The sequence below is a fragment of the Vibrio sp. Hal054 genome (genome assembly GCF_037162405.1).
Classification (GTDB): Bacteria; Pseudomonadota; Gammaproteobacteria; order Enterobacterales; family Vibrionaceae; genus Vibrio; species Vibrio diazotrophicus.
In genome coordinates this window covers 1782165-1807787 of sequence record NZ_JARLUT010000001.1, presented here as the reverse complement: position 1 = coordinate 1807787, position 25623 = coordinate 1782165, and the positions used below count along the sequence as shown (strand labels likewise).

Annotated in this window: 24 protein-coding genes; 10 read left to right on the top strand and 14 right to left on the bottom strand. The window is 43.8% G+C overall.

The annotated features are described in order from the left end of the window. Window positions 1-2: 2 nt before the first annotated feature. From P4S58_RS08360 to P4S58_RS08340, 5 genes are all read right to left on the bottom strand, one after another. Window positions 3-680: a hypothetical protein gene (locus tag P4S58_RS08360; RefSeq protein ID WP_337163567.1), complete on the bottom strand. Its 678-nt coding sequence runs from the start codon at window positions 678-680 to the stop codon at window positions 3-5. A 152-nt stretch (window positions 681-832) separates the two neighbouring features. Beyond that, window positions 833-2461 (bottom strand): methyl-accepting chemotaxis protein, encoded by a 1629-nt coding sequence (locus tag P4S58_RS08355; protein WP_337163565.1) that lies wholly within the window; start codon window positions 2459-2461, stop codon window positions 833-835. Between the two features lie 655 nt (window positions 2462-3116). Next, window positions 3117-3347 carry a cysteine-rich CWC family protein gene (locus P4S58_RS08350; protein WP_102953054.1) on the bottom strand — a complete coding sequence of 77 codons (231 nt, stop codon included), beginning with the start codon at window positions 3345-3347 and terminating at the stop codon, window positions 3117-3119. A gap of 58 nt (window positions 3348-3405) precedes the next feature. Then, window positions 3406-3756: a hypothetical protein gene (locus P4S58_RS08345; RefSeq protein ID WP_337164541.1), complete on the bottom strand. Its 351-nt coding sequence runs from the start codon at window positions 3754-3756 to the stop codon at window positions 3406-3408. Then, window positions 3753-4076, bottom strand: coding sequence for a hypothetical protein (locus P4S58_RS08340; protein ID WP_337163562.1), 324 nt, complete (start codon window positions 4074-4076; stop codon window positions 3753-3755). The genes P4S58_RS08345 and P4S58_RS08340 overlap by 4 nt, the downstream gene beginning before the upstream one ends. 357 nt (window positions 4077-4433) lie before the next feature. Between P4S58_RS08340 and P4S58_RS08335 the strand changes: the two genes are divergently transcribed. Together P4S58_RS08335 and P4S58_RS08330 are read left to right on the top strand one after the other, a co-directional pair. Then, a complete protein-coding gene (locus P4S58_RS08335; RefSeq protein WP_042482150.1) occupies window positions 4434-4619 on the top strand; it encodes a hypothetical protein in 186 nt (61 codons plus the stop codon). A gap of 225 nt (window positions 4620-4844) precedes the next feature. Further along, window positions 4845-6176 (top strand): leucine-rich repeat-containing protein kinase family protein, encoded by a 1332-nt coding sequence (locus tag P4S58_RS08330; protein ID WP_337163559.1) that lies wholly within the window; start codon window positions 4845-4847, stop codon window positions 6174-6176. 69 nt (window positions 6177-6245) lie between these two features. Here P4S58_RS08330 and P4S58_RS08325 read toward each other — a convergent pair whose 3' ends face one another. The 6 genes from P4S58_RS08325 to P4S58_RS08300 all read right to left on the bottom strand — a co-directional run bounded on the left by P4S58_RS08325 (window position 6246) and on the right by P4S58_RS08300 (window position 11899). Next, window positions 6246-6761, bottom strand: a complete 516-nt coding sequence (locus P4S58_RS08325) for a superoxide dismutase family protein (protein WP_337163557.1) — start codon at window positions 6759-6761, stop codon at window positions 6246-6248. A gap of 403 nt (window positions 6762-7164) precedes the next feature. Further along, entirely contained in the window at window positions 7165-7443 is a 279-nt protein-coding gene (rplY, locus tag P4S58_RS08320; RefSeq protein WP_042487803.1) for a 50S ribosomal protein L25, read from the bottom strand. A gap of 194 nt (window positions 7444-7637) precedes the next feature. After that, window positions 7638-8996 (bottom strand): ATP-binding protein, encoded by a 1359-nt coding sequence (locus P4S58_RS08315; protein ID WP_443089018.1) that lies wholly within the window; start codon window positions 8994-8996, stop codon window positions 7638-7640. Between the two features lie 4 nt (window positions 8997-9000). After that, window positions 9001-9660 carry a response regulator transcription factor gene (locus tag P4S58_RS08310; RefSeq protein ID WP_042487797.1) on the bottom strand — a complete coding sequence of 220 codons (660 nt, stop codon included), beginning with the start codon at window positions 9658-9660 and terminating at the stop codon, window positions 9001-9003. Next, the gene (locus P4S58_RS08305) at window positions 9657-10073 is read right to left on the bottom strand and encodes a PepSY domain-containing protein (RefSeq protein ID WP_337163554.1); all 417 of its coding nucleotides are present in this window, start codon (window positions 10071-10073) and stop codon (window positions 9657-9659) included. Before P4S58_RS08305 ends, P4S58_RS08310 begins: the two co-directional genes overlap by 4 nt. A gap of 89 nt (window positions 10074-10162) precedes the next feature. Then, entirely contained in the window at window positions 10163-11899 is a 1737-nt protein-coding gene (locus P4S58_RS08300) for a DEAD/DEAH box helicase (RefSeq protein ID WP_337163552.1), read from the bottom strand. Window positions 11900-11985: 86 nt separating this feature from the next. Here P4S58_RS08300 and rsuA point away from each other — a divergent pair, with 86 nt between their 5' ends. The 3 genes from rsuA to P4S58_RS08285 all read left to right on the top strand — a co-directional run bounded on the left by rsuA (window position 11986) and on the right by P4S58_RS08285 (window position 14725). Continuing rightward, the gene (gene rsuA, locus P4S58_RS08295) at window positions 11986-12681 is read left to right on the top strand and encodes a 16S rRNA pseudouridine(516) synthase RsuA (RefSeq protein ID WP_337163550.1); all 696 of its coding nucleotides are present in this window, start codon (window positions 11986-11988) and stop codon (window positions 12679-12681) included. A 176-nt stretch (window positions 12682-12857) separates the two neighbouring features. Further along, entirely contained in the window at window positions 12858-14066 is a 1209-nt protein-coding gene (locus P4S58_RS08290; protein WP_102968187.1) for a Bcr/CflA family multidrug efflux MFS transporter, read from the top strand. Beyond that, window positions 14066-14725, top strand: coding sequence for a DUF2913 family protein (locus P4S58_RS08285; protein ID WP_042487779.1), 660 nt, complete (start codon window positions 14066-14068; stop codon window positions 14723-14725). Before P4S58_RS08290 ends, P4S58_RS08285 begins: the two co-directional genes overlap by 1 nt. 70 nt (window positions 14726-14795) lie before the next feature. On the opposite strand, the gene P4S58_RS08280 is transcribed toward P4S58_RS08285, so the two are convergent. Beyond that, window positions 14796-16238: a DUF2867 domain-containing protein gene (locus tag P4S58_RS08280; RefSeq protein WP_337163548.1), complete on the bottom strand. Its 1443-nt coding sequence runs from the start codon at window positions 16236-16238 to the stop codon at window positions 14796-14798. 100 nt (window positions 16239-16338) lie between these two features. On the opposite strand from P4S58_RS08280, the gene P4S58_RS08275 reads away from it, so the two are divergent. The 5 genes from P4S58_RS08275 (at window position 16339) to nhaA (ending at window position 23499) form a co-directional block, all read left to right on the top strand. Next, the gene (locus tag P4S58_RS08275; protein ID WP_337163547.1) at window positions 16339-17715 is read left to right on the top strand and encodes an MATE family efflux transporter; all 1377 of its coding nucleotides are present in this window, start codon (window positions 16339-16341) and stop codon (window positions 17713-17715) included. Window positions 17716-17836: 121 nt separating this feature from the next. Beyond that, window positions 17837-18508: an ABC transporter ATP-binding protein gene (locus P4S58_RS08270; protein ID WP_042487774.1), complete on the top strand. Its 672-nt coding sequence runs from the start codon at window positions 17837-17839 to the stop codon at window positions 18506-18508. Next, window positions 18489-20942, top strand: a complete 2454-nt coding sequence (locus tag P4S58_RS08265) for an ABC transporter permease (RefSeq protein ID WP_337163546.1) — start codon at window positions 18489-18491, stop codon at window positions 20940-20942. Before P4S58_RS08270 ends, P4S58_RS08265 begins: the two co-directional genes overlap by 20 nt. Beyond that, on the top strand, window positions 20942-22066 hold the full coding sequence (locus tag P4S58_RS08260; protein WP_337163544.1) for a lipocalin-like domain-containing protein: 1125 nt from the start codon (window positions 20942-20944) through the stop codon (window positions 22064-22066). Before P4S58_RS08265 ends, P4S58_RS08260 begins: the two co-directional genes overlap by 1 nt. Before the next feature lie 281 nt (window positions 22067-22347). Next, the gene (gene nhaA / locus P4S58_RS08255) at window positions 22348-23499 is read left to right on the top strand and encodes a Na+/H+ antiporter NhaA (protein ID WP_042487769.1); all 1152 of its coding nucleotides are present in this window, start codon (window positions 22348-22350) and stop codon (window positions 23497-23499) included. Window positions 23500-23614: 115 nt separating this feature from the next. On the opposite strand, the gene P4S58_RS08250 is transcribed toward nhaA, so the two are convergent. Further along, window positions 23615-24181 carry an OmpA family protein gene (locus P4S58_RS08250; protein WP_373279351.1) on the bottom strand — a complete coding sequence of 189 codons (567 nt, stop codon included), beginning with the start codon at window positions 24179-24181 and terminating at the stop codon, window positions 23615-23617. 53 nt (window positions 24182-24234) lie between these two features. Beyond that, on the bottom strand, window positions 24235-25548 hold the full coding sequence (locus tag P4S58_RS08245) for a TolC family outer membrane protein (RefSeq protein WP_042487766.1): 1314 nt from the start codon (window positions 25546-25548) through the stop codon (window positions 24235-24237). Window positions 25549-25623 lie beyond the last annotated feature (75 nt).

The following is a 25623-nucleotide window of genomic DNA, read 5'->3' as shown; positions in this document are numbered from 1 at the left end:
TTCTATTGCTTAGCTTCCAGTTTGTCCAGCAGCGCTTTTTTGGGTTTAGCCACTACGCCGTAAATGAAAGCAACCGGCAGGCCAACCGCCAAAAGCAGAATGATAGACACCACGATAATCAGGGTAATTATCAGTTTCCACATTACGTTATCCAACACATTCAATGAAATGCTTGGAATTTGGTCTTTGGATACATCAAACAACTTTTCAGTGTTGCTGACAAAATCAGGATACTGAGCCAGCATTTCGATAACGTCGTTGTTGATGGATTGAAGGCTAAGCGCAATTCCTGCTAACGAGTCGTTAACCTGAGGCAGTTCGCGAGCCGTGTTAGGAATAGTCTCCAGCATGGTATTCACAGAGTTGGTCAACTGAGTAGCACTACCAATCATTTCTGATAGCTTTTGTTGGTTCTCCGGCGACAGTTCCACATCACTTTTCGCTAAGGTGTCCAGTGAGCCAGACAAGGCTTGCATGGCTTCCGCTAACTGTTTAGTGGCTTCACCGACGGTGGTTAACTCAACATTGACTGAGTTTACGTTAACATCTAGAACTGGTGATTTAGCGGGTTTAGTTGCTTCTACTGACGGTGCTTCGGTTGCAAAAACAGAGGCGCTAACAAACATTGAGAATAGTAGCCCCAAAGTGGATAACCAGAGGGAGAGTGTGTTTGCTTTCATCATTTTGCCTTAGTACATGGGAGATAACGTCATTATAACCATGAAACTAAGTACATATACTTCCTAATCCCTTATTTTTTACCAGTATTATTGATGAGAAAGTGAAAAGGAGCACAGATAAGTGCTCCTTTGTCTATGCTCGGGAATGAGGGTTAACCGACCTTAAATTGGCCCACATCTTTAGACAGTTTATTAACTGAACTACCTACCAGTTTCGCTACTTCGTTAATCTCGTTAGACAAACCTTGGCTCACTCGGTTTTGCTCGTTTAAGTGTTCTAGGTTGGTGCTTAACTCTTCTGACACACTACTTTGTTGCTCCGTCGCAGTGGCTATCTGAGTTGCCATGTCACTAACGATCGTTGCAGAAGACTGAATTGATTCGAACATTTGCTGAATGTTCACTGAGAGTTCAACGTTCTTTTCGACACGATTTGAACCATCTAAGATTGAACTCACGGCGTCTTTCACACCACTTTGTAACTTGTCGATCATGTTCTGAATTTCTTCAGTGGATTTTTGTGTTTTGCTTGCCAGAGACCGAACTTCGTCAGCAACAACCGCGAATCCTCTGCCTTGTTCACCAGCTCGTGCAGCTTCAATTGCGGCATTAAGAGCGAGCAAGTTAGTTTGTTCTGCAATGTTACGAATCACTTCGAGTACTGTAGCGATATTGTTTGATTCGCTCGCCAACTGCTCGATCACTTGGTTGGCCTTTTTGATGGAGTTTGCGAGTTGGTTAATCTCATCTACCGAGTTATCAATGATTTTCATACCCTGAGTGGTAAGCTCGGCAGTGTGATCCGTTTCGTTCGCTGTGCTTAGCGTGCGTTCTGCCACTTCGCGAATGGATACACTGAACTCATTCACTGCCGCAGCAATTTGCTCAATGCTTCTCGTTTGTTCATTACTTACGCGTTGAGCATTTTCGTGAGTATTTGTAAGTTGAACTGCATTGTTTTCCAACGACGTGCTGCTTGATGAGATTTCAGAAATTAGGGTTTGTAGCTTAGCCACAAAGTCATCAAATGCCGAAGCCAGCTTACCCAGTTCGTCGGTGCGTTTAGAGTTGATGCGCTGTGTTAAGTCACCATCTCCTTCGCTGATTTCTTTGATACGTCGAGTGAGATCATTGACACTGCTGACCAGCACTTTAGGAACGACATAGCTAAGTGCACCAGTAAGAATGATGATGAAAGCAACGAAAATCAGCATATAGACTTCCATCTTTAAAGTCTCTTCTGAGAATTCAGTCACTTCTACGTTGGCCTGTAAATCTAACTCTTGGCTGGCAATATCATAGAGATCTCGTAGGCTCTGAAAATCATCAGAAACTGTTGAACCCAGTAATGCCTCAGCATCTTTGGTGTTGCCACTGTCAACAAGTTTGAAGAACTCGTTAGATGACTGTTCCCATTTTTTGAATCGGTTTTCGAAGTCACTGACTTTGTTGGTGATTAAAGGGTGGTCATCCATCAATTTTTTAAACTTCATCATGCGGTCATAAGCTTGCTTGGCATTGTCTTTGAAGTCTTTTAAATCGTCTTGACCCGGGCTAAGCAAATAATGAAGTTGAGCAACATAAGCTTGATATAAATCTCGGTCTGCATTCAATACGAAAGAAACAGAAGGAAGGAATTGATTACCGAAATCATCTACGCCTTTGTTTAGCTTTTTGGTTAGTGTTCCGTAACTTAGAAATAAGATAATGAGCGATAAAACAGCAATCCCCATTGATATAGAAAGTTTGGCTCTAATGCTCTTTGTTACTATCCCGAACATAAATCACCTCATGTGACAAAAATGCAAATACAACACTGACGATCTATTTTTCTTATTATTTGTTTAAATTTAAGTGATAAATAAAATAACTGCAACGTTTCGCCCTATATGCATCAATACACAAGCGCATGTCGATAAAATGTTAATCCTGATGAAATAGAGATATCTACGTTTGAAATATGAATGTGTGTGGCATATTGTTCTTCAAGTGTTTTATTAGTGCTTGTGTTTGTAAAAAAGAAATTATTTTAGAGCAAATACTTGGTTGATTTAAGGTTGCTTAACAAATAACTTTATACAAATCAATTGGATGAAATGGTTTTGTTGTGTGTGTATTACTTTGTTTCTTTTGGTTACAATCGTTTTTAGCTTTTCTCATTGATATTTTTCTCTAAAATTAAACACTAAAAAATTGTGGTTTTATTAAAACATTCTACAAAGGGTGGTTTAGAATTATTACTCTATTTTACTCCTATTTTTAACGAGGTTATTTCTTATTTTTAATAGTGCGGATATGAGGTTTTGTAATTGAGTTTATATTTAATTAAAACAACGTGATCCATTCTATAGGTGCTAGAAATAATGTTGTTATACAACCTGAAAAACAGTTTTTTAATAGCGTTTGCGTTTTATCAAATTATAAACGAGTAGGGAATTAGCCTAGTTTTTGTTCTATATGATAGTTCAATACACAAGTACTACAGACGCATGCTTTTCTTCTTAGCTCTGGTGGAATTCGCGAAAGCAATTCCTCGGGAAAGGAAATTGCGGGATCGTTACACCAACAGGATTTCTTGATATCTAGTGCGCCTAAGTTGATACAGGCGTTGGGCTTACCACACAACGGGCAAACAAGGGGATCGGGTTTTAATTCGGTTATTTTCACGACTTAGGTCTCTCAGTAATACTTACCTCTTACATGTATAGAGAGTTATACACTGAGCCTAAAGAAAATGCATTGCTAAAGCGATAATCAAAGCTGGTAATCCTGCAATAAACAGCACGAAACCTGCTTGAAAATTTTGTCTGTAATGCTGTTTCTCTTCTTGTTCGAAATTGTGCTCGTTGACCATACTATACACGCTATCGGTTTTTGCATCGTCGATTCGAGTATTTTTACTGTGCATACCGCCAGTCCAAAGCAGCTTTGCAAAAATCCATATTACGACCACAACATAGAATAGAAAATCTTCGAACCGAGTAGTCTTAAACTGCTCAACATAATGGGATAGAACAAAGACTGTCAGCATCGCCAGAGCATTAATCAGAATTACATGTTTAATCAGTTTAACTATGCCATAACACCACTGATGAAAATGAACATCACACCGACTATCCCTAAAGACAGAGAGAAACTGACTTGGTTTACGTAATCTTGTTGGTCATTCACTTTAGGCACTAGCTCTCTGTGCACTATCATGGATAGAAAATGTTGATTTGAAGGATGATTGCCATCAAAAGCAAGCAAGGCCATAGCCAATGAGACGATACCGCTGTAGGTGATGTAATCGATAAGTGCTATTTCGGTTAAGTAGCTGAAGTTCATTTTTGCTAAGTAGGCAGCCGCACTGACGACGATAAAAAGTACTCCGATTTTGAGTAGTATTCTGAACATTCGCTTCTCTCTATTAGTTTTCTGTGCGTTGCAGTTATTGAACGAGATATAAGGACGGTTGAGCCAGTATACATAAATGAACACTGAGAGCTTTGGTAGCCAATAAAACCTGAACTTAGAATGTAAGCTTTGAGACGGCTATCGCGTGAAGAAGGTACATAGATCAATAAAACTCTCAGTAAGTATTATTTGTAGGTACTTTTTCCTGTGTCTCCAGCTTTGTGGCATTGTTAAGCAACACATCTCCATATTTATTTTTTTGAATTTTGACTGAAATGAAAATCGTAGTTATATCAAAGAACTACTAAACTGATTACGTTAACGTAATCACTGATTTTTAATTGCAAGGAAAGTGCTATGTCCCAAGAAAACGGTAAACAGGAAGTGACGGTTGTCGATATCAAAATGCCATTTATGTCGATGGTTGTATTTATGGTGAAGTTTGCCATTGCCTCAATTCCGGCCTTCATTATTTTGAGCCTAATAATTTCGTTACTAATGGCTCTATTCGGTGGAGTGTTCCATGGGATGGGGAGATACTAGTTATAGCCTAAAACGGTGAAACCACTGTCTGATAAAGGGTAGGGTTATAAAATCAGTCTATTGCTAGTCCTTGTTACTGTATAACTCTACCCAAAATAGTCAGTTCTGATTCTCGCTACGATGGCTTGCTTCGTGTTACGTAACCAAAGCGATTAAGTTATAATCCAACCCTTTTTGAATTTAGGAACGCCGCTACCGCGTGTTTCTTTTTGATCGAGTTATATAATGCACACACTTGAACAATTGCGCTCTGGAGAGTTACAAGGCCTTCGTCGACTGAAGCTATCCTGTGGTTTAACTGAGTTTCCTCGCGAAATTTTCTCGTTGTCGGATACGTTAGAGATTCTTGACCTGACAGGGAATCAACTCTCGTCACTTCCAGATGATCTGGAACAACTCATCAATCTCAAAGTTATTTTTTGTTCACAGAATCAATTTACACAATTACCCGAAGTACTAGGACGATGCAACTCGCTAAGTATGGTGGGTTTTAAATCCAATCAGATTGCAGATGTCCCCGCCGCCTCTTTACCTGCTCAGCTGCGCTGGCTTATTTTGACGGATAATCGTGTTCAATCCTTGCCTGAAAACATTGGACAATGTTCTAGGCTGCAGAAACTGATGTTGGCGGGAAACCAGCTTTCCTCTTTGCCTGAATCTTTAGCTCTCTGCCATCGTTTGGAATTGATCCGCATGTCAGCGAACAAGCTTGAAGTACTGCCTGAGTGGATATTCACTTTGCCCAAGTTAACTTGGCTAGCTTATGCCGGAAATCCTTTTTCAGAGCGTTTGGAAACACAAGCTTTAGAAAACTCGATAGCGGGCATTAATTGGCATCAACTAGATATGAATGAATTGCTCGGTGAAGGCGCATCAGGCTTGATCTATCGTGCTAGTTTGTCTCGTGAAGAGGCTAGCCATCCGGTTGCCGTTAAACTGTTTAAAGGCGCAATGACCAGTGACGGTTTGCCAATGTGCGAGATGGCCTCAACTATGAAAGCTGGCCAACATTATGCTTTAACGCAGACTCTTGGACGTATTCAGCATCATCCTTCCGGTACAGATGGACTTGTAATGGAACTTATCCCTGATGAGTTTAATAACTTGGCTCAGCCGCCAAGTCTTGAATCTTGTACACGTGATGTTTATTCCTCAGACAAGCAGTTTTCCACTTCAGCGTTGTTTAAAGTTGCAGGCGCTATTGCGGACGCTGTAAATCATCTCCATCAACAAGGTGTAATGCATGGTGATTTGTATGCTCATAACATACTGACAACTCCATCGGGTGAGGCACTGCTGAGTGACTATGGTGCAGCTTCCTTTTTTGATGCAGAAGAATCTTATCAGGCGGCGAGGCTGCAACGTTTAGAGGCAAGAGCATTCGGATGTTTGTTGGAAGAGTTGATAGCGCGCTGTGATGAATTAGCTGAAGATGTTAGAAAGAATTTAGACACACTGGTTTCTCAGTGTTTGGCTCCTGAAATTATGGCTCGACCAACATTTGAGGATATCTGCCAAGTTTTGTTGGATATAAGCCATCAAAGCCAGAAGCAATAAAGATTTAAACTTGTCGAGGGTGCTAACGCAACCTCGACGATTATTGCAAAGCTTTGTGTTGTTAACGCCTTAATCTATAACACCACAAACGACACGAGCGCCGCCACCTCCTAGCGCAGAAGGCATATCAGAATGATTGTCACCACCTGCGTGAATCATCAGAGCTCTGCCTTTTAAGTCGGAAAGTTTTATACGTGGAGCGACTACAGGCTGGACGGCTTTATTATCCATTCCAACGTATAACGCGGGTAAGTCACCTAAGTGATTATCATCTGTCCACGGATATCCATGTTTACCTGTGCCTTTGGGGTCGTAATGACCGCCGGCACCGCCGCCTAGCAAAGTTTTTCCATCTTTTTGTGTACTGTCACACGAGGGATTGGTATGCACATGGAATCCATGTGCCCCAGGCGTGATACCTGAAAGATTCGGAATAAATACGACTCCGTATTTGCTCTCAGAGAGTTCAATAGTGCCCGCGCTTTTATTGGAGTTTAAATCGGTCATTGTGATTGTTTGAGCGACCACAATAGGTGCAGCAGCCAGCGTAATGACCACGGTTAAGTTTCGTAATCCTTTGAGCATAACTTATGTTTCCTTCACTGATATTTGTGCAGCCACAAAGTTAGACTGCGCGAAGTTTTGTTATGAGGCTTACTTCAGCTATGACCACTATCTCTAAAGAGCAATAAGACTATCGCCTCTCGGTTCGTCATCTAATAGTAATCACTATATTTGGTATTAACAAAATAATAACTTTTAAATGGTCATTGGTTGCAGAGTTTTATTTGATTAAAGAAGAGGTTTAAGTTGAGAAGAGTGGGTAGATCGTAGGTGCTATGAATTGACTTTTGGAGCTTCCAAAACGGTGAAACCCCGATGTTGGTAGCATCGGGGTTTCGAATTTTTAGACTTATCAGATGGTAAGGCTGATTTATCTTATATATGCAAAAGGTGGATTCTATCCAGCTAATTCCTTGGTGGGGAATTAGATACGGATGAAGTCCATGTGCTCAACTTTTGGCTTAAACACGTGACGTTGTACGTCTTGTGGCTTAACCTTAACTTCAGCACCATCAATCACTAGAACGATACCTTCGTAGAACTCAGGCTTATCCATTTGGTTAATGATTTCGTCGTGGTTTAGAGTGATTGATACAGGCGCTGCCTCACCACCGTAAACGATAGCAGGGAATAGGCCAGCGTGACGTAGGCGGCGGCTCGCACCTTTACCTAGTTCAGTACGTACTACTGCTTCAAATTTCATAGTATTTACTCTCAAAATTAGTAAAAATTGGATGCACAACACAATGCGACCTTGTGTTGTAATAACGTTTGATAAATCAAGTATGTCTATCAAAACGAGCGCGGATACTATCATTCAATCAGAGATGTAGCAATAAAAAAGTCGCTACTGAGGTGAATCTTATCCAGATGAATCCCTTATTGAGCAAGGATTCATCAAGTGGTTGGTACAGGTAGCGTTAAGGTTGCTTTTAAGCCGCCTAATTGCCCTTTTGAGAGCGCTAATTTCCCTCGATAGCTGTGTGCCATTTCGCTAACTATATTGAGTCCTAAACCTGTTCCCGGTACGGTTTCATCTAACCGAATTCCGCGCTTTATTGCATGTTCTATATCTTCTTCACTGATACCTGCGCCATCATCTTCAATACAGATATTGATCCGCTCTTTACCTTCAGCAACGCTGTAAACCCGTATGAGTGAGTTTGTCCACTTGTAACTGTTTTCGAGCAAGTTACCGATCATTTCATCGAAGTCTGTCGGTTCTACTGCCACACAAAGATTGGAGTCCAACTCGTTGACTAAGGTGATTTCTCGCGCTGCATAAACTTTATCAAAAGCCATTGAGATGGCATCCACTCGCTCGCTGGGTAAGGTTTTCACTGCAAGTATGTTTGCTGCGCCTGCCATGCGCGCACGGCCCAGGTGGTAATCAATGTGTTGCTGGATTTGTTCGATAGGTTCTTGCAATGCCTGCTTCTGTTCATCACTCAGTTTTGCCACTTCGTTTTTAAGCACAGAAAGCGGAGTTTTTAAGGCATGAGATAAATTTCCCGCATGGTTGCGTGCACGCTCGAGTAGCTCTTGATAGTGGAACAGCAGTGCGTTGAGATCTTTTACCAGCGGGTAAACTTCTTTTGGATAATTTTCATTGAGACTGGACTGTTCACCTTTGCGCAGCAAAGCGAGTTCTTTTTGCATTTTTCCAAGCGGCCATAATGACCAAGAAATCTGTGCGCTAATCAGTATCAGTACGCCGGAAAAGAGCAGGGCGAGAATGATCCAAAGTTGACCAATGACTTGTTTGAGAGTCTCTTGAATCGGCGACTCATCCATACCAACGATGATTTGTATTGGACGAGAATACTCAGGCAAATAGATGCTTTGAGTGAGAACAACTAAGTTTTCGCCTTTTGCTCCCTTATAAAGGGTTTTGTGCCCGTGTTGCTCTTTGATCAGTGTTTTGTCCCAAAGTGAGCGAGAGCGGATGGAGTTTTCGCCACGGTTCTCACCAATAGTCATAGACCAATAAACACCGCTGTAGGGTTGGTTGAATCTGGGATCGGAAAGACGGCGGCTAAGACTAAGTCTGCCGTTACTATCTGCGTCCAAATTAGCGGTGAGTTCATCCATTGAAAGACGCAACTGACTTTGGGCATCTTCAACCAAGTAGTCTTTTACCATGCTAGGGATAAGATAACCGGCAGCAAGTATCATGGCGCTCAGCCAAAGGATCGCAGCCAGCAGTAAGCGGTTTTTAATACTAAGGTGTTTTAACGGAGAGTGTCTTAACGAAATGTGTTTATTGGGCATGCAATTGATACCCCAAACCTCTCACTGTTTTGATTACATCAGGCGCCACTTTTTTGCGAATTCGGCCAATGAACACTTCTATTGTGTTGGAGTCTCGGTCGAAATCTTGTTTGTAGATGTGTTCAACTAATTCAGTACGTGAGATGACTTTATCTGGATTATGCATGAAATAAGCGATCACTTTGTATTCCAATGCAGTGAGGTTTAGCGGTTGGTCTTTCCACATCACAACAGAACTTCTGGTGTCGAGACTTAAGTTCCCAACTTGTAAAACCGGTGATGCGTTACCGGAAGCACGGCGTAATTGGGAACGAATTCGTGCAATCAGTTCAACCAGTTCAAAGGGTTTGGTTAGGTAATCGTCCGCACCTGCATTTAAACCTTCGACGCGTTGAGTGAGTGTGTCGCGGGCGCTGAGAATGATAACAGGTGTATTGATTTGCTGGTCGCGCAGGTTATTTAGTACCGAGATACCGTCTAGCTTAGGCAGACCCAAGTCAAGAACGATACAGTCCCATTCTTCGGTCGTTGCTCTGTATAGTGCGTCTTCGCCGTCATAAGAAGCTTCTGGCACCCAGCCAGCGTCCTCTAGTGCTGTTGTAATTTGTTCACTGAGTTTTTGGTCGTCTTCAACTACAAGAATCTTCATTGCGCGTCTCGGTTTTTTATTATGCTAAGCACGTCTCTACCTTTGATAGACATTAGCTCAAGAGTTGTCGCGTTGTATTCAACACGTATCACTTTATCTTCATGAACTAATTTTAAATCGTAGATCCATTCATCGTCATCTTCTTCAAGCTCGACTTTAATAAGGCGACCATAAAGTTCATTGTTTATAGCTGCGTACAGTTCTGAAAAGGGTTTGATCAGTCCTTTTTGTACCGCGGCGTACACTTCATCCTGATCTTCGTCTATTTTGACTTGAGTCCCTTCTTTGTAGGTATCTTGAATGGGATCGTTAAGCACAGGCTGCTCGGCAAAGGCCAGTGAGGTTACACCTGCAGAACAAAAGCCCGTTAGAAGAGCAATCAAAGTAGCGGTATGGAGTTTTGAATTAAGCATGTGAAGCGTCCGTTACGTCATGATTGGTGCAGTATAAAAATCGCAATATGAATAGGATGTGAATTCAATCGTCCTTAAAGAGTTGGAAGTTACACTAGCTCATCTGCGAATATTTTGTCGCGCATTTTCCAGAAGCGGCCAGATTTTCGAGCGATCACAAACTGTGGTGGACGGAAGCGATGTTGATTATCGACCACTTTTGACGGCGAAGCCTCTTCGAAAGGACGGTGTCTGTCTGCCAAATGTGGGCGAACAAAGCGTTCTTTAAACACGGCTTTTTGTTTGGGTGTGGTCAATGCCCAGAATTCATGAACTTGAGCATTGTTGTCACCAATATAAGTCACTCTTAACTGCGACTTGCCTTTATCATCTTTATGAACACTCAAATCCATGTTTAAACATTCGAAAACCAAGGCATCTTTGAGGTTCAACGCTTCTTTAAGCTTTTTGTCTGGGTCGACTAATGTGGCATCACACTCGTGGCAGATGCGCGCAGCGATATCGTTGTCTGCACCGCACTCACCGCAGTACTTGGCTCTGAAGCGGTATCCACAATGCTCGCGCTCGTTGGTGTCTTCATCGGTGAAGTAGCCTTGGCATTTTCGTCCATAGTGCTCAATGAGAAAGCCGTTTGCGTCAAGCTTGCCCCAGAAGTTGTTGTTGAATCCGCAAGCGGGGCAAGGAATAGTGATAATTTCGCTGCTGGAATCAGGTTTAGGGTCGCCAACTTCGGGTTGATAAAGATCGTAGGTGTTACCTGCATAGTCGAGCACGAGACACTCATTTTTGCCTTCAGATAAACGAAGCCCACGCCCAACAATTTGTTGATACAAACTGACGGATTCTGTCGGTCTCAGAATGGCAATCAAGTCTACGTGTGGTGCGTCAAACCCAGTTGTCAGTACTGACACGTTGACCAGATACTTAATTTCACGCTGTTTAAATGCCTGAATAATACGGTCACGTTCTGGAGAAGGGGTGTCACCAATCACTAGTGCAGACTGAGCTTCAGGCAATAACCCCATGATCTCTTGCGCATGACGCACGGTGGCAGCAAAAACCATCACACCTTGTTTGTCTTTGGAAAGCTCGATAATTTGAGCCACGATCTGCGGTGTTGCTCGCTTGGACTGTTCGATGACCAAATCCAGTTCAGATTCTTTATATCGTCCGGTATTAGCGGGTTTGAGCTGTGAAAAGTCATAGCTGAGAACGGGCGCGTCAATTAAACGGGCGTGAGTTAAAAATCCCTCATCCAGTAAATACTGTATAGGCAACTCGAAGATGCAGTCGCGGAAGAAACGTGGCTCTTCGCTACGCACCAGTCCGCGAGTATGGTACTGATAAATCCAGCCCATCCCTAAGCGATAAGGTGTCGCCGTTAAACCTAGCACTTTCATTCCCGGATTTAGCTCTAGAAGATGAGCAATCACTTTCTGATAGCTGCTGCTCTTATCGTCAGGAACGCGGTGGCACTCATCGATAACCAGTAGGGAAAATTGGTTTTTAAACGAATCTAAATTACGCACCACAGATTGCACGGACGCAAACACCACTTGTTGATCGGTTTCTTTTCGCCCCAAACCCGCCGAGAAAATCGAACCGGTTAAACCATAGCCTTCATACTTCGCATGGTTTTGCTCAACCAGCTCTTTTACGTGAGCAAGCACCAGAACACGACCTTTCGCTAATCTTGCCAGTTCTGCAATCACCAAGCTTTTGCCCGCACCCGTTGGCAGCACTAAGACTGCTGGTGTGGAATGCTTGCGAAAGTAGTGAATAACAGCTTTAACTGAGTCTGCTTGGTATGGGCGAAGTGTATACATGCAATTGGGCGAATAATTCTGTGAAATAGCTCAACTAATTTGAGTGACTTGCGTATAATACCCGACTTCAAGCAGATGAGGTATTCATGCGTTTAGATAAATTTTTGTGTGACGCGCTAGGAACAACGCGTAAAGAGTCGACTCAAATTCTTAAAAGTGGCGAAGTCACCGTTGACGGTGTTGTTCAGAAAGTCGGGTCGTTTAAAGTAACAGAACAGTCTGATGTGGAATGGCAAGGACGTGAAATCAGAATCAGCGGTCCGCGTTACATCATGCTTTACAAGCCACAAGGTTATGTTTGCTCGCACGAAGACGGTTTCAACCACACAGCTTTTGTTCTGCTTGATGAAGTAAATATGCGTGACTTGCATTTTGCAGGGCGATTGGATGTCGATACGACGGGCTTAGTGCTTATCACGGATGATGGTCAATGGTCGCACCGTATTACTTCACCAAAGCACAAATGTGACAAATTGTACCGTGTCTGGCTTGATGACCCTATTCAGCCTGACTATCAAGAGAAGTTTGCAACAGGCATTGAGCTACGTAATGAACGCGAGTTGACACTTCCTGCACAAATGGAAGTGATTGATGAGAAGCAAGTACTGCTGACCATTCATGAAGGTAAGTATCATCAAGTGAAACGAATGTTTGCAGCGCTAGGTAATAAGGTCGTGGGGCTTCACCGTGAACGAGTAGGTAACATCGTTCTGGATGAGTCATTAGAACCTGGCGAGTATCGCTATCTTACCGAAGAAGAAGTTGCTTCAATCTGGAAGTAATTGCGGATTTACTTGTTTGCTCTTGTCATACAAGTGAATCATGAGGAAGCCTCTGCTTCCTCTACAAGAAAACATTCCTCACAGTTCTCGTAGCTTGGACTTCGTGTCCTTCCTTTAAGCTATTATTGAGTGCGTCATTCACGTGATGCACTGGTTCTAACATCGAACGGAGATATATGACTTCGAATACTACGTCGCCCGCTAGTGACGCCGCTAAAATCAGCTTTGTAATGTTTATCGTATTAGGAGCGATAGGCGCATTGACGCCTCTTGCTATTGATATGTATCTACCGGCTATGCCTGCGATAGCCAAAGATTTAGGTGTGAGCGCGGGTGCGGTGCAAATTACGCTGACTGCTTACACCGCTGGTTTTGCTATTGGTCAGTTACTGCATGGTCCACTGGCCGACAGTTATGGTCGCCGACCTGTGATGCTAGTGGGTATAGCCCTATTTGCTATCGCTTCTATTGTGAGTGCTACCACCAATGGTATTGATGCATTAACTTACGTCCGTACTGCGCAAGGATTTGCTGGTGCTGCAGCGGCGGTAGTGATTCAGGCGGTTGTGCGAGATATGTATGACCGCGAAGATTTCGCACGTGCGATGTCATTCGTCACTCTAGTGATCACTTTGGCTCCGTTAGCGGCACCCATGATCGGTGGACACTTAGCCGTGTGGTTTGGCTGGCGTTCGATATTCTGGGTATTGGCAAGCTTTGCCTTGGTTGTTATTGCGATGGTGTTATGGAAAATTCCAGAAACGCTTTCAGCCGAGAATCGTCAACCTCTGCATTTCCGTAGTACCATTCGCAATTATGTACAGCTGTGCCGTGCTGGCTTTGCGATGGGGCTGATATTCTCTGGCGCGTTCTCGTTTGCCGGTATGTTTGCATTCCTGACCGCAGGCTCATTCGTTTATATTGATTTGTATGGCGTTAGCCCAAGTGAGTTCGGTTATCTGTTTGGTCTTAACATTGTGGCAATGATTGCTATGACCAGCCTTAACGGACGTTTCGTCAAGAAAGTCGGTTCTCATGCCATGTTGCGTTTTGGTCTGTTCATTCAGTTAATGGCGGGCTTTGGCCTGTTCATCAGCTGGCTAATGAACTGGGGACTGTGGGGTACAGTGCCATTTGTAGTGATGTTTGTAGGTACGATCTCAACCATCGGCAGTAACTCTATGGCTCTATTATTAAGCCGTTATCCAAGAATGGCGGGTACGGCATCGTCACTAGCGGGAACGCTAAGATTTGGCACCGGTTCGGTGATTGGTGCTGTTGTAGCAGCAATGCCTAGCGGTGTGGCATGGCCAATGATTTTGGTCATGTCAGCCTGTTCAGTACTTTCAGCAACCTTTTATTGGACATTAGGAAGAAAAGCATAGTGTCAGAATATTACTTAGAAATTCAAAATGTCGTTAACTCAGCACTGGGTGAATTAACCGCTGAGCATGAATCTGGGAAGCTGGTTAATGCGCCAGTTGCCAACAACCATTTTCTTGTTCACTGGGTGTCTAAAGCGATTAAAGCACAGCGCTTTGATCGTTGCGTAGTCGATGATTTAACTCGTTGGCTAAAGGCTGGGCGCTCTAAAGGCAATCAATCAGAGCTCCTGTTTACTTTCAAACGCATCTCAGCTTTTTATAAAAGCTTTTTTGAAAGTGAAACAAATAACGTCATCACAGATAAAAAGATTGAAGCGTTTTTAGACCAAATGGAGCAGGCGGATTGGGAAGTTTCTACTTCTGAGCCTCTTGTTGGTGTTGGCAAAGTGCAGATCTTTACCGACGGTCAAAACTCGTTAGCTTTATGTTCAGTGCAGTGCGAATCTTGTTTTGATGGCGAACTAATGGTGAAGCCGATGAACTGGTTTGTGCGTGGAAATCATGCTCAGTTTGTTGAAATGGCAAGCGCAGCCGGATTTATGGTTCATAAGCAAACTGACTATAAGTCGAACGTAAAATATCACGGCGAATATCTTGTTTTTCCTGCTAATCAGGGCAAACAACTGGCTGAAATTCCGTTGTCATTCAAAGCTGAATAACGGCTTACTATCGTGTTATGAAAAGGCTCTGCGAGAAATCTCAGAGCCTTTTTTACACTTTAGTTATGGTTTAACTTTTGCTTTTCTGACTATCCGCTTTCTTGACTATTGCTTTAACCATGCCGTTAAAGATAAACAGGTGTGCAGGCATCATTACAAACCAGTACATGAGGCCGAGAAAACCTTGAGGATGCCACCAAGCGGTAACGTTCAGTTCGCGCTTGTCGCCATGGTCTTTAATGGTGAATTCTAATCGCCCTAAACCGGGGCCTTTCATACCGAAAAACAGCGATAGAAATTCATTAGGTTCACAGCGTATAACTTTCCATGAATCAATATAGTCTCCAACTTTGAGCTCTGGACCTTCGGGGCTGCGTCGAACTGGTCGCCCACCACCAAAGAATATATCTAGCCATTCTCTGATACGCCAAAGAGTGTTAGCAAAAAAGTAACCTTCATCTCTACTGCCGATAGTTTTAATGATTTTCCATAATTCACGGTTGGTTAAATCTGTTTCTATTGTTGCGCCAGCCTGTTTTGGATAATAGCCAAAACCCGGTTGCCATCTCTTTAATGCGTTAGGCTCAAAGCCCCAAACCTTGCTGCGAACAAATGTCCCTTCATGCTCGATAGTGCTTCGAACCGCATCACGATAGGGAATCAGGGTTTGTGGATAAAGCGCAGTTAGCTGATCTGATTCCGCTATGTAGTCATGTTCTAAACCTGCAAGCAGAGCACGGCCAATATTTGAAGGAACAGAAGTAACAACCCCTAACCAGTAAGAGGCCATTTGCGGGGTAAGCAGTGATGTTGACCATAAGCGAAACGGTTTGTTTGCGAGGTCACAAATGACCTGAAACTGCTCGCGATAGGAGAGAGTATCTGGGCCTCCGGCCTGATAAAGCTGATGCGAAGTCGGTTGTTCTTTGGCAAGTTGCAGCAGGTAGTGATTCAAATTTTCCAATGCAATCGGGTTGGCTTTTGAATCCACCCATTTCGGTGTAATAAGAACGGGCAGGTTGTAAACGAAATCGCGCATGATTTCAAAAGCGGCAGAACCCGGCCCAATAATGACGCCAGCACGCAGTTCTGTAACTGGTACATGGCTTTTCCTCAGTATTTCACCCGTCTGTTGGCGTGCCTTTAAGTGCTCCGAATTCCCAGTTTGTGGCTGAAGTGCACTGAGATAAATTACGTGCTTTACCTGACTGATATCCAGCGCCTGTTTGAAATTATTAGCTAAAGAGAGTTCATACTCTGCAAAGTCATGACCTTGAGCCATGCCATGAACTAAGAAGAACACCAGATCAAACTGTGGAACCAAGTCCATCGTTGCCTTTTTATCTGCAAGGTCGAGATAGGTGATGGTCAGTTTTGGATGGGGCGCTACTCGCGCTTGTAAGTAGTCAATGTGCCGAGCCGCGGCGGTGACTTCATAACCTTCGTTGAGCAGTAAGGGTAATAGCTGTGAACCAACATAGCCAGATGCGCCAAGCACGAGTACTTTTTTCATTCATTATCCTTGCTTTATGTTGGTTAGATTATGCACTAATGAGTATAATAGCCGCTTACTTTTTCTCTTTCTATCAATCCTTTGTCTCTAGGGGTGTCGTTTGTCTCTGTTATCCCAAGTTTTGCTCCATACAAAAGGAGATTTCTTGCGTCGCTTAATTGCGATTGCGCTTCCTATCAGCTTACAAATGTTGCTGCTATCGAGCCGTGGATTGGTCGATGTGTTAATGCTTGGCCAATTAGGCGAAGCTGAAATTGCTGCCGTTGGTGTCGCTGCGCGAGCTACATTTGTCTCCACCATTATGTTGATTGGTATCTCAGCGGGTGGCGCTTTGCTTTCCGCGCAATTCTGGGGTGCTGGTGATCGCGATGGGCTGAGAAGCAGTACAGCTTTGACGTGGCTAATGTCGATGATATTTGCTTTGTTTACGGTTGTCCTGTTTGTCATCTTTCCGCACGACATTATGGCGTTGACCACAGATTCAGAAATGGTCAATGAACTTGGTAGCCAGTACTTGGTGATTACTTCCGTAAGCATGTTTGCCATTGCCAGCGCAAATAGTATGGCTGTCGGGCTTCGAGCGATGCACAAGCCGGGGATCAGTACTTTCTTTAGTGCGATTGGTATTGCCTCGAACGTATTACTGAACTGGGTTTTCATCTTCGGCAAATTAGGCGCTCCGGCTTTGGGTATTAAGGGTGCGGCTATTGCGACGGTGCTAAGTGGAGCGATAGAAGTCGCGTGCCTCTACGGTTATCTTTACAGCAAGAAACACCTACTTGCGTTCCGCTATGAAGACCTTTGCAAAGTGGTCGAGCTAAACAATGTGGTTCGATTTTTAAAACTATCGCTGCCAACTACGTTCAACTTCCTTGCATGGTCTGGCGGGTTATTTGTTTATCACGCGATCATGGGACAAACTGGTGTGCAAGGCCTTGCTGCGCTATCTGTCATGACTCCGGTCGAATCTATTTCACTGAGTCTGCTGATAGGGTTGTCTAACGCCGCCGCAGTATTAATTGGTAACCAGCTTGGCGCGCGAAATTATGAAGCAGTTTACTACCAAGCTATTGGTGTGATTGGTGCTAACTTTATCACCGCGATTTTTATGTCTGGCTTGTTGTATCTGCTGCAAATTCCGATTCTTAATTCGTTTAGTGCACTAACGGAAGAGACTAGAGTTCTTGTTGAAGAATTTATGCTGATATTGAGTTTGGGTATCGTACTTCGTTCAATACCCATGGTGGCGATTGTCGGTGTACTGCGAGCCGGCGGTGATGTGAAGTTCTGTCTAGGTCAGGATTTAATTGCCCAATGGGTTGTTGGTATTCCGCTTGCTGCTTTCGCCGCGCTTTACCTTAATGCCAGCCCTGAATGGATCTACTTGTTGTTTTTAAGTGAAGAGGTCGTGAAGTGGGTTGGGTGCTTTTATCGCGTGAGAAGTAAGAAGTGGATGCGAAATTTAATCGGAAGTTGAATTTTGTCTACCGAGTTGCTGCATTTTACAACAACTCGGTGTAAGTACGCCGCAAAATACTTCCTACTGAAAGGGAATTAGTGTAGATTCTGAGTCCAATTTTAGTCTACGGTGATGATTGATGTTACAGCTGGTAAACCTGAGCAAAGGATATGTAGATGGTGGTGAATTCCATCCTGTGCTGCAGGGCGCTGAACTGACGATTCATCAAGGCGATCAACTGGCTCTAATGGGCGAAAGCGGTTCTGGTAAAAGTACGCTGTTAAACCTTATTGCTGGCTTAGACGTTGTGGACTCCGGTGAAATTTGGTTCCCAGATTTCGCGATGCACAATACTTCAGAATTCCAAAGAACGGCTTATCGTCGTAACAACATCGGTCATATTTTCCAGCAGTTTAACCTCCTTCCTACGCTAAATATTGCCGATAACATCCGTTTTTGCCGTCAGCTAAAAGGCTTACCAGAAGATACCGGATTATGGCGTCAGATCATTTCTGCGCTTGATCTAATGCCACTGTTAGGTCGATATCCTGAAGAGGCGTCGGGCGGTCAGCAGCAAAGGGCTGCTATTGCACGTGCTTTATATATGGAACCGAAAATCCTGCTAGCTGATGAACCTACAGGTAGTTTAGATGAACGTAACGCAGAAGCGGTCATGAGACTACTGACTACACTGGCAAGACAGCTTAAATGTACGCTGTTTCTTGTGACCCACAGTGAGAAAGTCGCAAAGCATATGGAAGGATGTATTCGTCTTCAAGGAGGACACCTTCATGTTATGGCCCGTAGTTAAAGCACTACTCGGTCACTATCGTCGTTATCCTCTGCAGATCATTCTCGTCTGGTTTGGTCTTACTCTTGGTATTTCTCTTCTTGTTGGTGTTACAGCGATTAACCAACACGCTCGTCAAAGTTATGAAAGTGGTGAAAAGCTTTTTGCCAACCCTTTGCCTTACCGTATTCGTACGAAACAAGTCGCCAATAAAATTCCCCAAGGTTTCTATATTCAGTTACGCCGTGATGGTTTCCATCAATGTGTTCCTTTTGACAGCTACCGCTTTACAACAAAACTCGGTACAGACGTGACGTTGCTTGGCATTGATCCGCTGGCTGTTGTTCCTGTGATGGGTAAAAAAACACTGAGCGAAATCAGCGCACTAAAACTGATGCAACCACCTTATCCGGTTATGGTTGGGCAAGAGCTAGCTGCTCACCAAGGCTGGGAAGATGGCGATATGATTCAATTGCATGATGGTGAACAACTTGGTCCGTTGCTTATTGATCGTCAGGGGATGGTGAGTGGCACTCGTTTAGTTTCTGATATGTCTTTGGTTCGACAACTGAAGAAAAGTTCCGGTTTTTCAGTTATTGCATGCGGTCCCATGCCTGACGACAAACTTGAAAAACTGGCCGCTAGTTTGCCAAATGGGATGATATTGGTTCGCAGTACACGTTCAGAATTGGAATCTCTTACTAAAGCTTTCCACATGAATCTGACGGCGATGGGCATGCTATCTTTCTTGGTCGGGTTGTTTATTTTCTACCAAGCGATGTCTCTTTCGCTTATACAGCGCCAGCGTTTAGTTGGTATGTTACGCCAAACCGGCGTGAATGGCTGGCAACTGGCGCAGGCTCTGATGCTCGAACTCTTTGCGTTAGTGTTTGTAAGCTGGATTTGCGGTAATGGCTTAGGTCTCTTATTGGCAAACAAGTTAATTCCTTCCGTGTCTGTCAGTCTGGCCGATTTGTACAACGCGAATGTAGGTCTTTCGATTCAGTGGGATTGGGAGTGGAGCAGTTACAGTTTGCTTATGGCGGTGTGCGGTGCTTTTGCTTCTTGCGCTTGGCCGCTGGTGCGTTTATTAAAATCTCAGCCTATTCGTTTAAGTACTCGTTTGTCGCTTGCAAGATTTGCCGGTTCTGAATTCAGTATTCAGGCCTTTATTGGTGGAGCTCTAGCTGTCGCTGCCATCGCCATTTATCAAGCGCCAAAAACACAATCATCGGGCTATACAATTATTGCTTTAATGTTAGTGAGTGCCGCGCTGTTTACTCCATTCGTTATCTGGAAGCTGTTTAATAGCTTTTCCTACAGTTTACGTTGGGTAAAAGCTCGCTGGTTTTTTGCCGATGCAGCGGCAAGTATGAGCTATCGTGGTGTTGCTACTATGGCATTTATGATTGCCATGGCAGCCAATATCGGCGTGGTTACTATGGTGGGCAGCTTTCGAGATACGACTGATAAGTGGCTTAATCAGCGATTAGCCGCAGACATGTATCTGTATCCGACTAACAGCTCAGCCTCTATGATCAGTGGCTGGTTAAGTAATCAGGCTGAAGTGAAAAACGTATGGTGGCGTTGGGAAAGAGAATTTCCTTCCAACAAAGGTACCTTGCAAGTCGTGAGCACGGGTGATTCCGAAGGTGAGGCGAACTCATTGACGGTGAAACTGGGTGTTCCTAACTACTGGTACTACTTGCATCACTCTAAAGGCATCATGATCAGTGAATCGATGGCCATCAAACTGAACCTGAAACCGGGCGATACGGTAGATCTCTCTGAGCCTCTTGGCGCTGGCTGGCAAATTGTCGGTGTTTATTATGATTATGGTAACCCTTACAACCAAGTCATGATGTCACATGCGAACTGGTTACACGCTTTTGCAGGCACCGGTGATGTCGCTTTAGCTATTGTTTTGAATGAAGGCGCAGTCGGTGAGAAGCTGAATAGTCGTCTGCATTCGGCTTTCCACCTTGATGCTGAACGACTCATGGATAACAGCGCGATTCACCGTCAGGCAATGCGCGTTTTTGACCGTACATTTGTGATTGCTGATACCTTAGGCAACATTACTTTGCTTATCGCCGTATGCGGAATCTTTTTTGCAACATTGGCTGGTGAACTTTCTCGCCAGAAACACATTGCATTGCTGCGTTGTTTAGGGGTGTCTGGAAAAGAATTGGTTGGCTTAGGTGCATTACAATTGTTTGTTTTTGGTTTGATATCGATGCTGATTGCGATGCCACTAGGCTTAGGTCTGGCGAAACTGGTTATAGATGTGGTGATTCGTCACTCTTTTGGTTGGACAATGGAACTGATAGTTTCTCCTATAACTTATGTAAAAACGGCCATTCTTTCGATGCTAGCGCTGATCGTTGCAGGAGCTCTACCTATTATCCGTTTACTTCGTAAGTCACCGATGAAGTCATTGAGGGACGCTTTGTAATGAAAGTTCGAGTCAGCCTCAAATACTTGATTGGTTTCTTAATCCTTGCCGCAATAGTTTCAATAGCGAGTATTGTTTTTCGCGATTACAAATTTGAAGACGATGTGGAACCAAACCGTGAGTTAAGCTCGCTTTTGTCTGCGGATGTGAAGCATGCTTTCGCGCCAGTGTTACCTAACAATCCTGTCGTTCTACCGGACGATTCTTCATTTCATCCGCAGCATCAGCATGAGTGGTTCCATTTTTTTGCTAATGTGCGTGACAAAAAAGGTCATCCTTACTCTGTTCAGTGGAGCTATTTCCGTATTGCTCATGACGAGCGAGTCGAGGAACTCGGCTGGTTAAATTCACAAGTTTATTTCTCATCGGTGGTGATATCGACCGACAGAAAGATTTGGCGAGAGCAGCGTGTTGCCCGCGGTGGTATTGGCCAAGCTGGAGTGAGTGCTTTGCCACTGCGCATGTGGATTGATGATTGGACTTGGCGATCGCTGGGTAGAAATCCTTTCCCCGGGCATCTTGATGTTAAAACGGACACGTTTAGTTTATCGTTATACAGTGATTTGGATGGCCCGTACGTGCTACCCGGAGAACAAGGCTTTCAAACAAAACACGAGACAGAACCTACAGCGACTTACAATCTGCAAGCACCATTTCTTAAGGTTTATGGTCAGTTGAAGTTGACGAAAGAGACTGACCCGATAGCCGTTGAAGGCACTGCTTTCATGAGCAAAGAGTGGGGCACAGGTTTGATGTCGAATACGCAACAGGGTTGGGACAAGTTTGTCTTGAAACTGGATGACGATACCACTTTGTCAGTAAATCGTTATCGACATGACGAAGAGCTTCCATATCTGTTTGGTACCTTATCTTCAAAAGAAAAAACCATCGTTTTAGATAACAAAGACATTGTTATCCTGCCTCTCAATAAAACGGTCATAGAAGGAGGTAGAGTAATGCCTTTGGAATGGCGTATCATGGTACCCAGATACAATATCGACCTGAAGACAACTCCAGTGAACAAACAATCTTGGTTGCCTTTCATCGTTCCTTACTGGGAAGGGGCAATAAATACCACTGGTTCTGATATCGCACATGGCTATATGCAGTTAACTGGTTATTAACTGTTGTGTGAAAAATGAAGATTAAAAAGGAGCTAATGCTCCTTTTTCCATATCAGGAGGTGAGATATTTCAATAACTAACTTTGTTTAGACCATTAATTCTTTCCTATACTTACCAAATAGTAATTAATACGGAATATATGTGCGAAATGTTCATTTGTTTCGGAAAATCCGATGTGTTGAGTCATTACAAGCGATTGTTCAAGAATGTTCTAAAGTACTAAACTCCTGTGTATCTGTTCTGATTCATGTATCGACATAACGAAATTATAAGGACGATAAATGACTGATATCATTCGCGACTTTTTAAAAATGGAGTCTGCTGGTGGCATAATCCTGGTAATTGCAGCAGCTGTAGCTATGGTAATTGCCAATTCTCCGCTTAATGAGTTCTACCAAGCGGGTCTTCACACATACATTTTGGGGATGTCTGTTTCACACTGGATCAACGATGGCTTGATGGCTATTTTCTTCCTGTTGATCGGTCTTGAGGTAAAACGCGAGTTGCTTGAGGGGGCTCTGAAATCGCGTGAAACTGCCATTTTCCCGGCAATTGCTGCCGTAGGTGGTATGCTTGCCCCTGCACTTATTTATGTCATGTTTAACATTTCAAACGAAACGGCAATTCAAGGCTGGGCTATTCCTGCGGCAACGGATATCGCATTTGCTTTGGGTATTATGGCGTTACTGGGTAGTCGCGTTCCAATCAGTTTGAAAGTGTTCTTGCTTGCTTTGGCAATTATTGATGACTTGGGTGTTGTCGTGATTATTGCACTGTTTTACAGCGGTGACTTATCTACTATGGCGTTGGCCGTTGGCTTCCTAATGACGGCAGTACTGTTTTTTATGAATGCTAAGCATGTGACCAAGATTAGCGCTTACTTGATCGTTGGTTTCATTCTTTGGGTAGCGGTATTGAAGTCCGGTGTTCACGCAACACTAGCCGGTGTCGTGATTGGTTTCTCTATTCCACTGAAAGGAAAAGACAAAGAGCATTCACCGCTTAAGCACTTAGAACATGGTCTTCATTCCTACGTAGCTTTCGGTATTTTACCTCTGTTCGCATTCGCTAACGCAGGTATTTCTCTCGAAGGTGTTTCACTGAGTGGTCTGGCTCAAGCTCTGCCGCTAGGTGTAGCGTTAGGTCTGTTTATTGGTAAACCGTTAGGTATCTTTAGCTTCAGCTGGGTTGCGGTAAAACTTGGTATTGCAAAATTACCAGAAGGCGTGGGTATGAGACATATTTTCGCCGTGTCTGTGCTGTGTGGTATCGGTTTTACTATGTCGATCTTCATTTCATCGCTGGCGTTTGGCGCTGACTTCGTGAATTTCGATACTTATGCTCGTCTTGGTATCTTGATGGGTTCAACCTTGGCAGCGGTCGTCGGTTACTTCTTGCTGAGTGTTTCATTGCCAAAGAAAAAATCAGCATAATCGAAGTTTAGCTATCGATTTATGTAAAATAGAAAGCCCCTCGACTCAGTCTGAGGGGCTTTTCTGTTTGTATCTGAATACATCTAAATATTAAGCGACCAGTATGTTGATTACCCTAGCGCTTTTGGAGTGTTGAGAATATGGTCCATTCTTCGACAACTTTTTCCTTTAGACCGACCACAGTTGCAGTGACTTTTCGGTTTACTGCATGCGCCGCAGGATCATCGCCTTCATCCTCTAAACGACTTTCACCATACCCAACAATTCTGACTCGGTTAGGGCTGATATCATAGGAAAGAAGTTTTTGCTCAACGGCTTCTGCCCGTTTTTTCGATAGCTCCAAATTGTATTCATCTGTACCCACTTTGCTGGTGTAGCCTTGGATTTCAATGGATGCAGATTTGTATATCTTCAAAAAATCCGCCATGGTTTGAATCTGGCTGGCGAAGACGGGGTTAATCTCATAGGAGTCATTGGCAAACAAAATACGCAGTTGACGTTGGTCTTGTGCGCGTCTTACTTCCCCACAGCCATCATTATCCACTTCAGAACCCGAAGGTGTTCCAGGACAAATATCGCGACCATTGACTACACCATCTTGGTCATCATCTTGTAGATCGGCAATTTGGTTGGCCGTAGGTGTTGCCATGTATTCGTACTCTTCAGCACTATAAACTGACATCGATAGGGTAAGACCAGCGAGTATTGCTAGTGATAGAATGTTCTTCTTCATAATTAATACTCCACTTCCTTGGTCCACTCTTCGGGAACATCAACCAAAAGCGCGTCTATTAATACGCCAGTCGCGTTCATCACACGATACTTGGCGTACTGTTCAGAATAGTGAGCATCGAGGTATTCTTTGCGAGCTTCAAACAGCTCATTTTCGGTGTTCAATAAGTCTAGTAAGGTTCGTTGGCCAATGCCGTATTGCTTTTCGTACGCAATAACCGTTTGTGCCGCAGAGTCTACATGGTCAGCAAGGAAGTTTTTCTGCTGGAGTGTTAAATCCAACGCACTCCAAGACAACCGTAAGCTCTCTTCGATTTGACGATAAGCGCTATCTCGTAAGTCTTTTGCTTTATTCAGTTGATAAGCTGAACTTTCACTACGGTCGCTATCGCTGCCGCCGTTATAAAGGTTATATCTCATCCGCAGCATCGCCACGGTTTCATCCGCATCACCTTCATAACCACCGGCATCGTCTCGCCATGTTTGACGAGCTTCGATGGAAAAGGTGGGGTAGTAAGGAGCTTTAGATTGCTTGTATTGGAAACGAGCAGCATCTACATCTGTTTTGGCAATTTTGATCACAGGGTGTTTATCAAATGCCTCGACTAACGCATCTGACAGGGACAAAGGAATCTTAGATTCATCGGCGCGAGGGTAAATTAACCCTAGTGGCTCTTGTCCTACTAAGCGGCGAAACTGGGTATGAGTATCAAAAAGGTTATTTTGAGCCGCAAGCAGGTTGCCTTGAGCTTTGGCAATACGAGCTTCTACTTGAGTTAAATCTGCCGTTGAGCCTACACCTGAGTCGACTCGCTTTTTAATGTCGCGATAAATGTCTATGTGAACCGCTAGGTTACTTTCCGAAAGGGCGAGAATTTCTGTCGCTTTCACTGCGTTTAAATAAACGTCGGTTACCTGTAGCGCCAAGTTCGATGCATCATCTAACAGTTGTAATCTCGTGGATTCGGCTTCGGCGGCCGTTCTATCCATATCGTTGAGCGTACCATTACCATCCCATAACAATTGATTAAGGATGATGCTTGCTTCTTTTCTGGTGAGGTCGGTATCTTCACGTCCACTTGTTGATGCCGGACGAATACCTTCGTACCCAATACCTGCATCTAAGTCGATAGTTGGCAGATACTTTCCTCCTGACGCTTTGCTGTCATTCACTGTACTGACGTATTGATTGTAGCTAGCCTTGATATCAGGATTATTTGAAAAAGCGATTGCCACTGCTTGCTCGAGTGTTTGTGCGTGAGCAGAGGCGGAAGCCAGTATCAAACATCCTGTTAAGAATGAAAGGTTCCGTTTCACTATGAAGCTCCTTAAGTATGGAATTATCTCTTACTCGACCATTGAGATACTTCATTTTGTAGGTGGCGAGCGTCC

Coding starts and splice junctions, on each gene's coding strand:
- P4S58_RS08290 (WP_102968187.1), top strand. CDS start 12,858: ATGACTTCGAATACTACGTCGCCCGCTAGTGACGCCGCTAAAATCAGC.
- rsuA (WP_337163550.1), top strand. CDS start 11,986: ATGCGTTTAGATAAATTTTTGTGTGACGCGCTAGGAACAACGCGTAAA.
- P4S58_RS08305 (WP_337163554.1), bottom strand. CDS start 10,073: ATGCTTAATTCAAAACTCCATACCGCTACTTTGATTGCTCTTCTAACG.
- P4S58_RS08270 (WP_042487774.1), top strand. CDS start 17,837: ATGTTACAGCTGGTAAACCTGAGCAAAGGATATGTAGATGGTGGTGAA.
- P4S58_RS08325 (WP_337163557.1), bottom strand. CDS start 6,761: ATGCTCAAAGGATTACGAAACTTAACCGTGGTCATTACGCTGGCTGCT.
- P4S58_RS08250 (WP_373279351.1), bottom strand. CDS start 24,181: ATGTCAGTTTATAGTGCTGAAGAGTACGAATACATGGCAACACCTACG.
- P4S58_RS08260 (WP_337163544.1), top strand. CDS start 20,942: ATGAAAGTTCGAGTCAGCCTCAAATACTTGATTGGTTTCTTAATCCTT.
- P4S58_RS08340 (WP_337163562.1), bottom strand. CDS start 4,076: ATGTTCAGAATACTACTCAAAATCGGAGTACTTTTTATCGTCGTCAGT.
- P4S58_RS08310 (WP_042487797.1), bottom strand. CDS start 9,660: ATGAAGATTCTTGTAGTTGAAGACGACCAAAAACTCAGTGAACAAATT.
- P4S58_RS08280 (WP_337163548.1), bottom strand. CDS start 16,238: ATGAAAAAAGTACTCGTGCTTGGCGCATCTGGCTATGTTGGTTCACAG.
- nhaA (WP_042487769.1), top strand. CDS start 22,348: ATGACTGATATCATTCGCGACTTTTTAAAAATGGAGTCTGCTGGTGGC.
- P4S58_RS08300 (WP_337163552.1), bottom strand. CDS start 11,899: ATGTATACACTTCGCCCATACCAAGCAGACTCAGTTAAAGCTGTTATT.
- P4S58_RS08330 (WP_337163559.1), top strand. CDS start 4,845: ATGCACACACTTGAACAATTGCGCTCTGGAGAGTTACAAGGCCTTCGT.
- rplY (WP_042487803.1), bottom strand. CDS start 7,443: ATGAAATTTGAAGCAGTAGTACGTACTGAACTAGGTAAAGGTGCGAGC.
- P4S58_RS08265 (WP_337163546.1), top strand. CDS start 18,489: ATGTTATGGCCCGTAGTTAAAGCACTACTCGGTCACTATCGTCGTTAT.
- P4S58_RS08335 (WP_042482150.1), top strand. CDS start 4,434: ATGTCCCAAGAAAACGGTAAACAGGAAGTGACGGTTGTCGATATCAAA.
- P4S58_RS08360 (WP_337163567.1), bottom strand. CDS start 680: ATGAAAGCAAACACACTCTCCCTCTGGTTATCCACTTTGGGGCTACTA.
- P4S58_RS08355 (WP_337163565.1), bottom strand. CDS start 2,461: ATGTTCGGGATAGTAACAAAGAGCATTAGAGCCAAACTTTCTATATCA.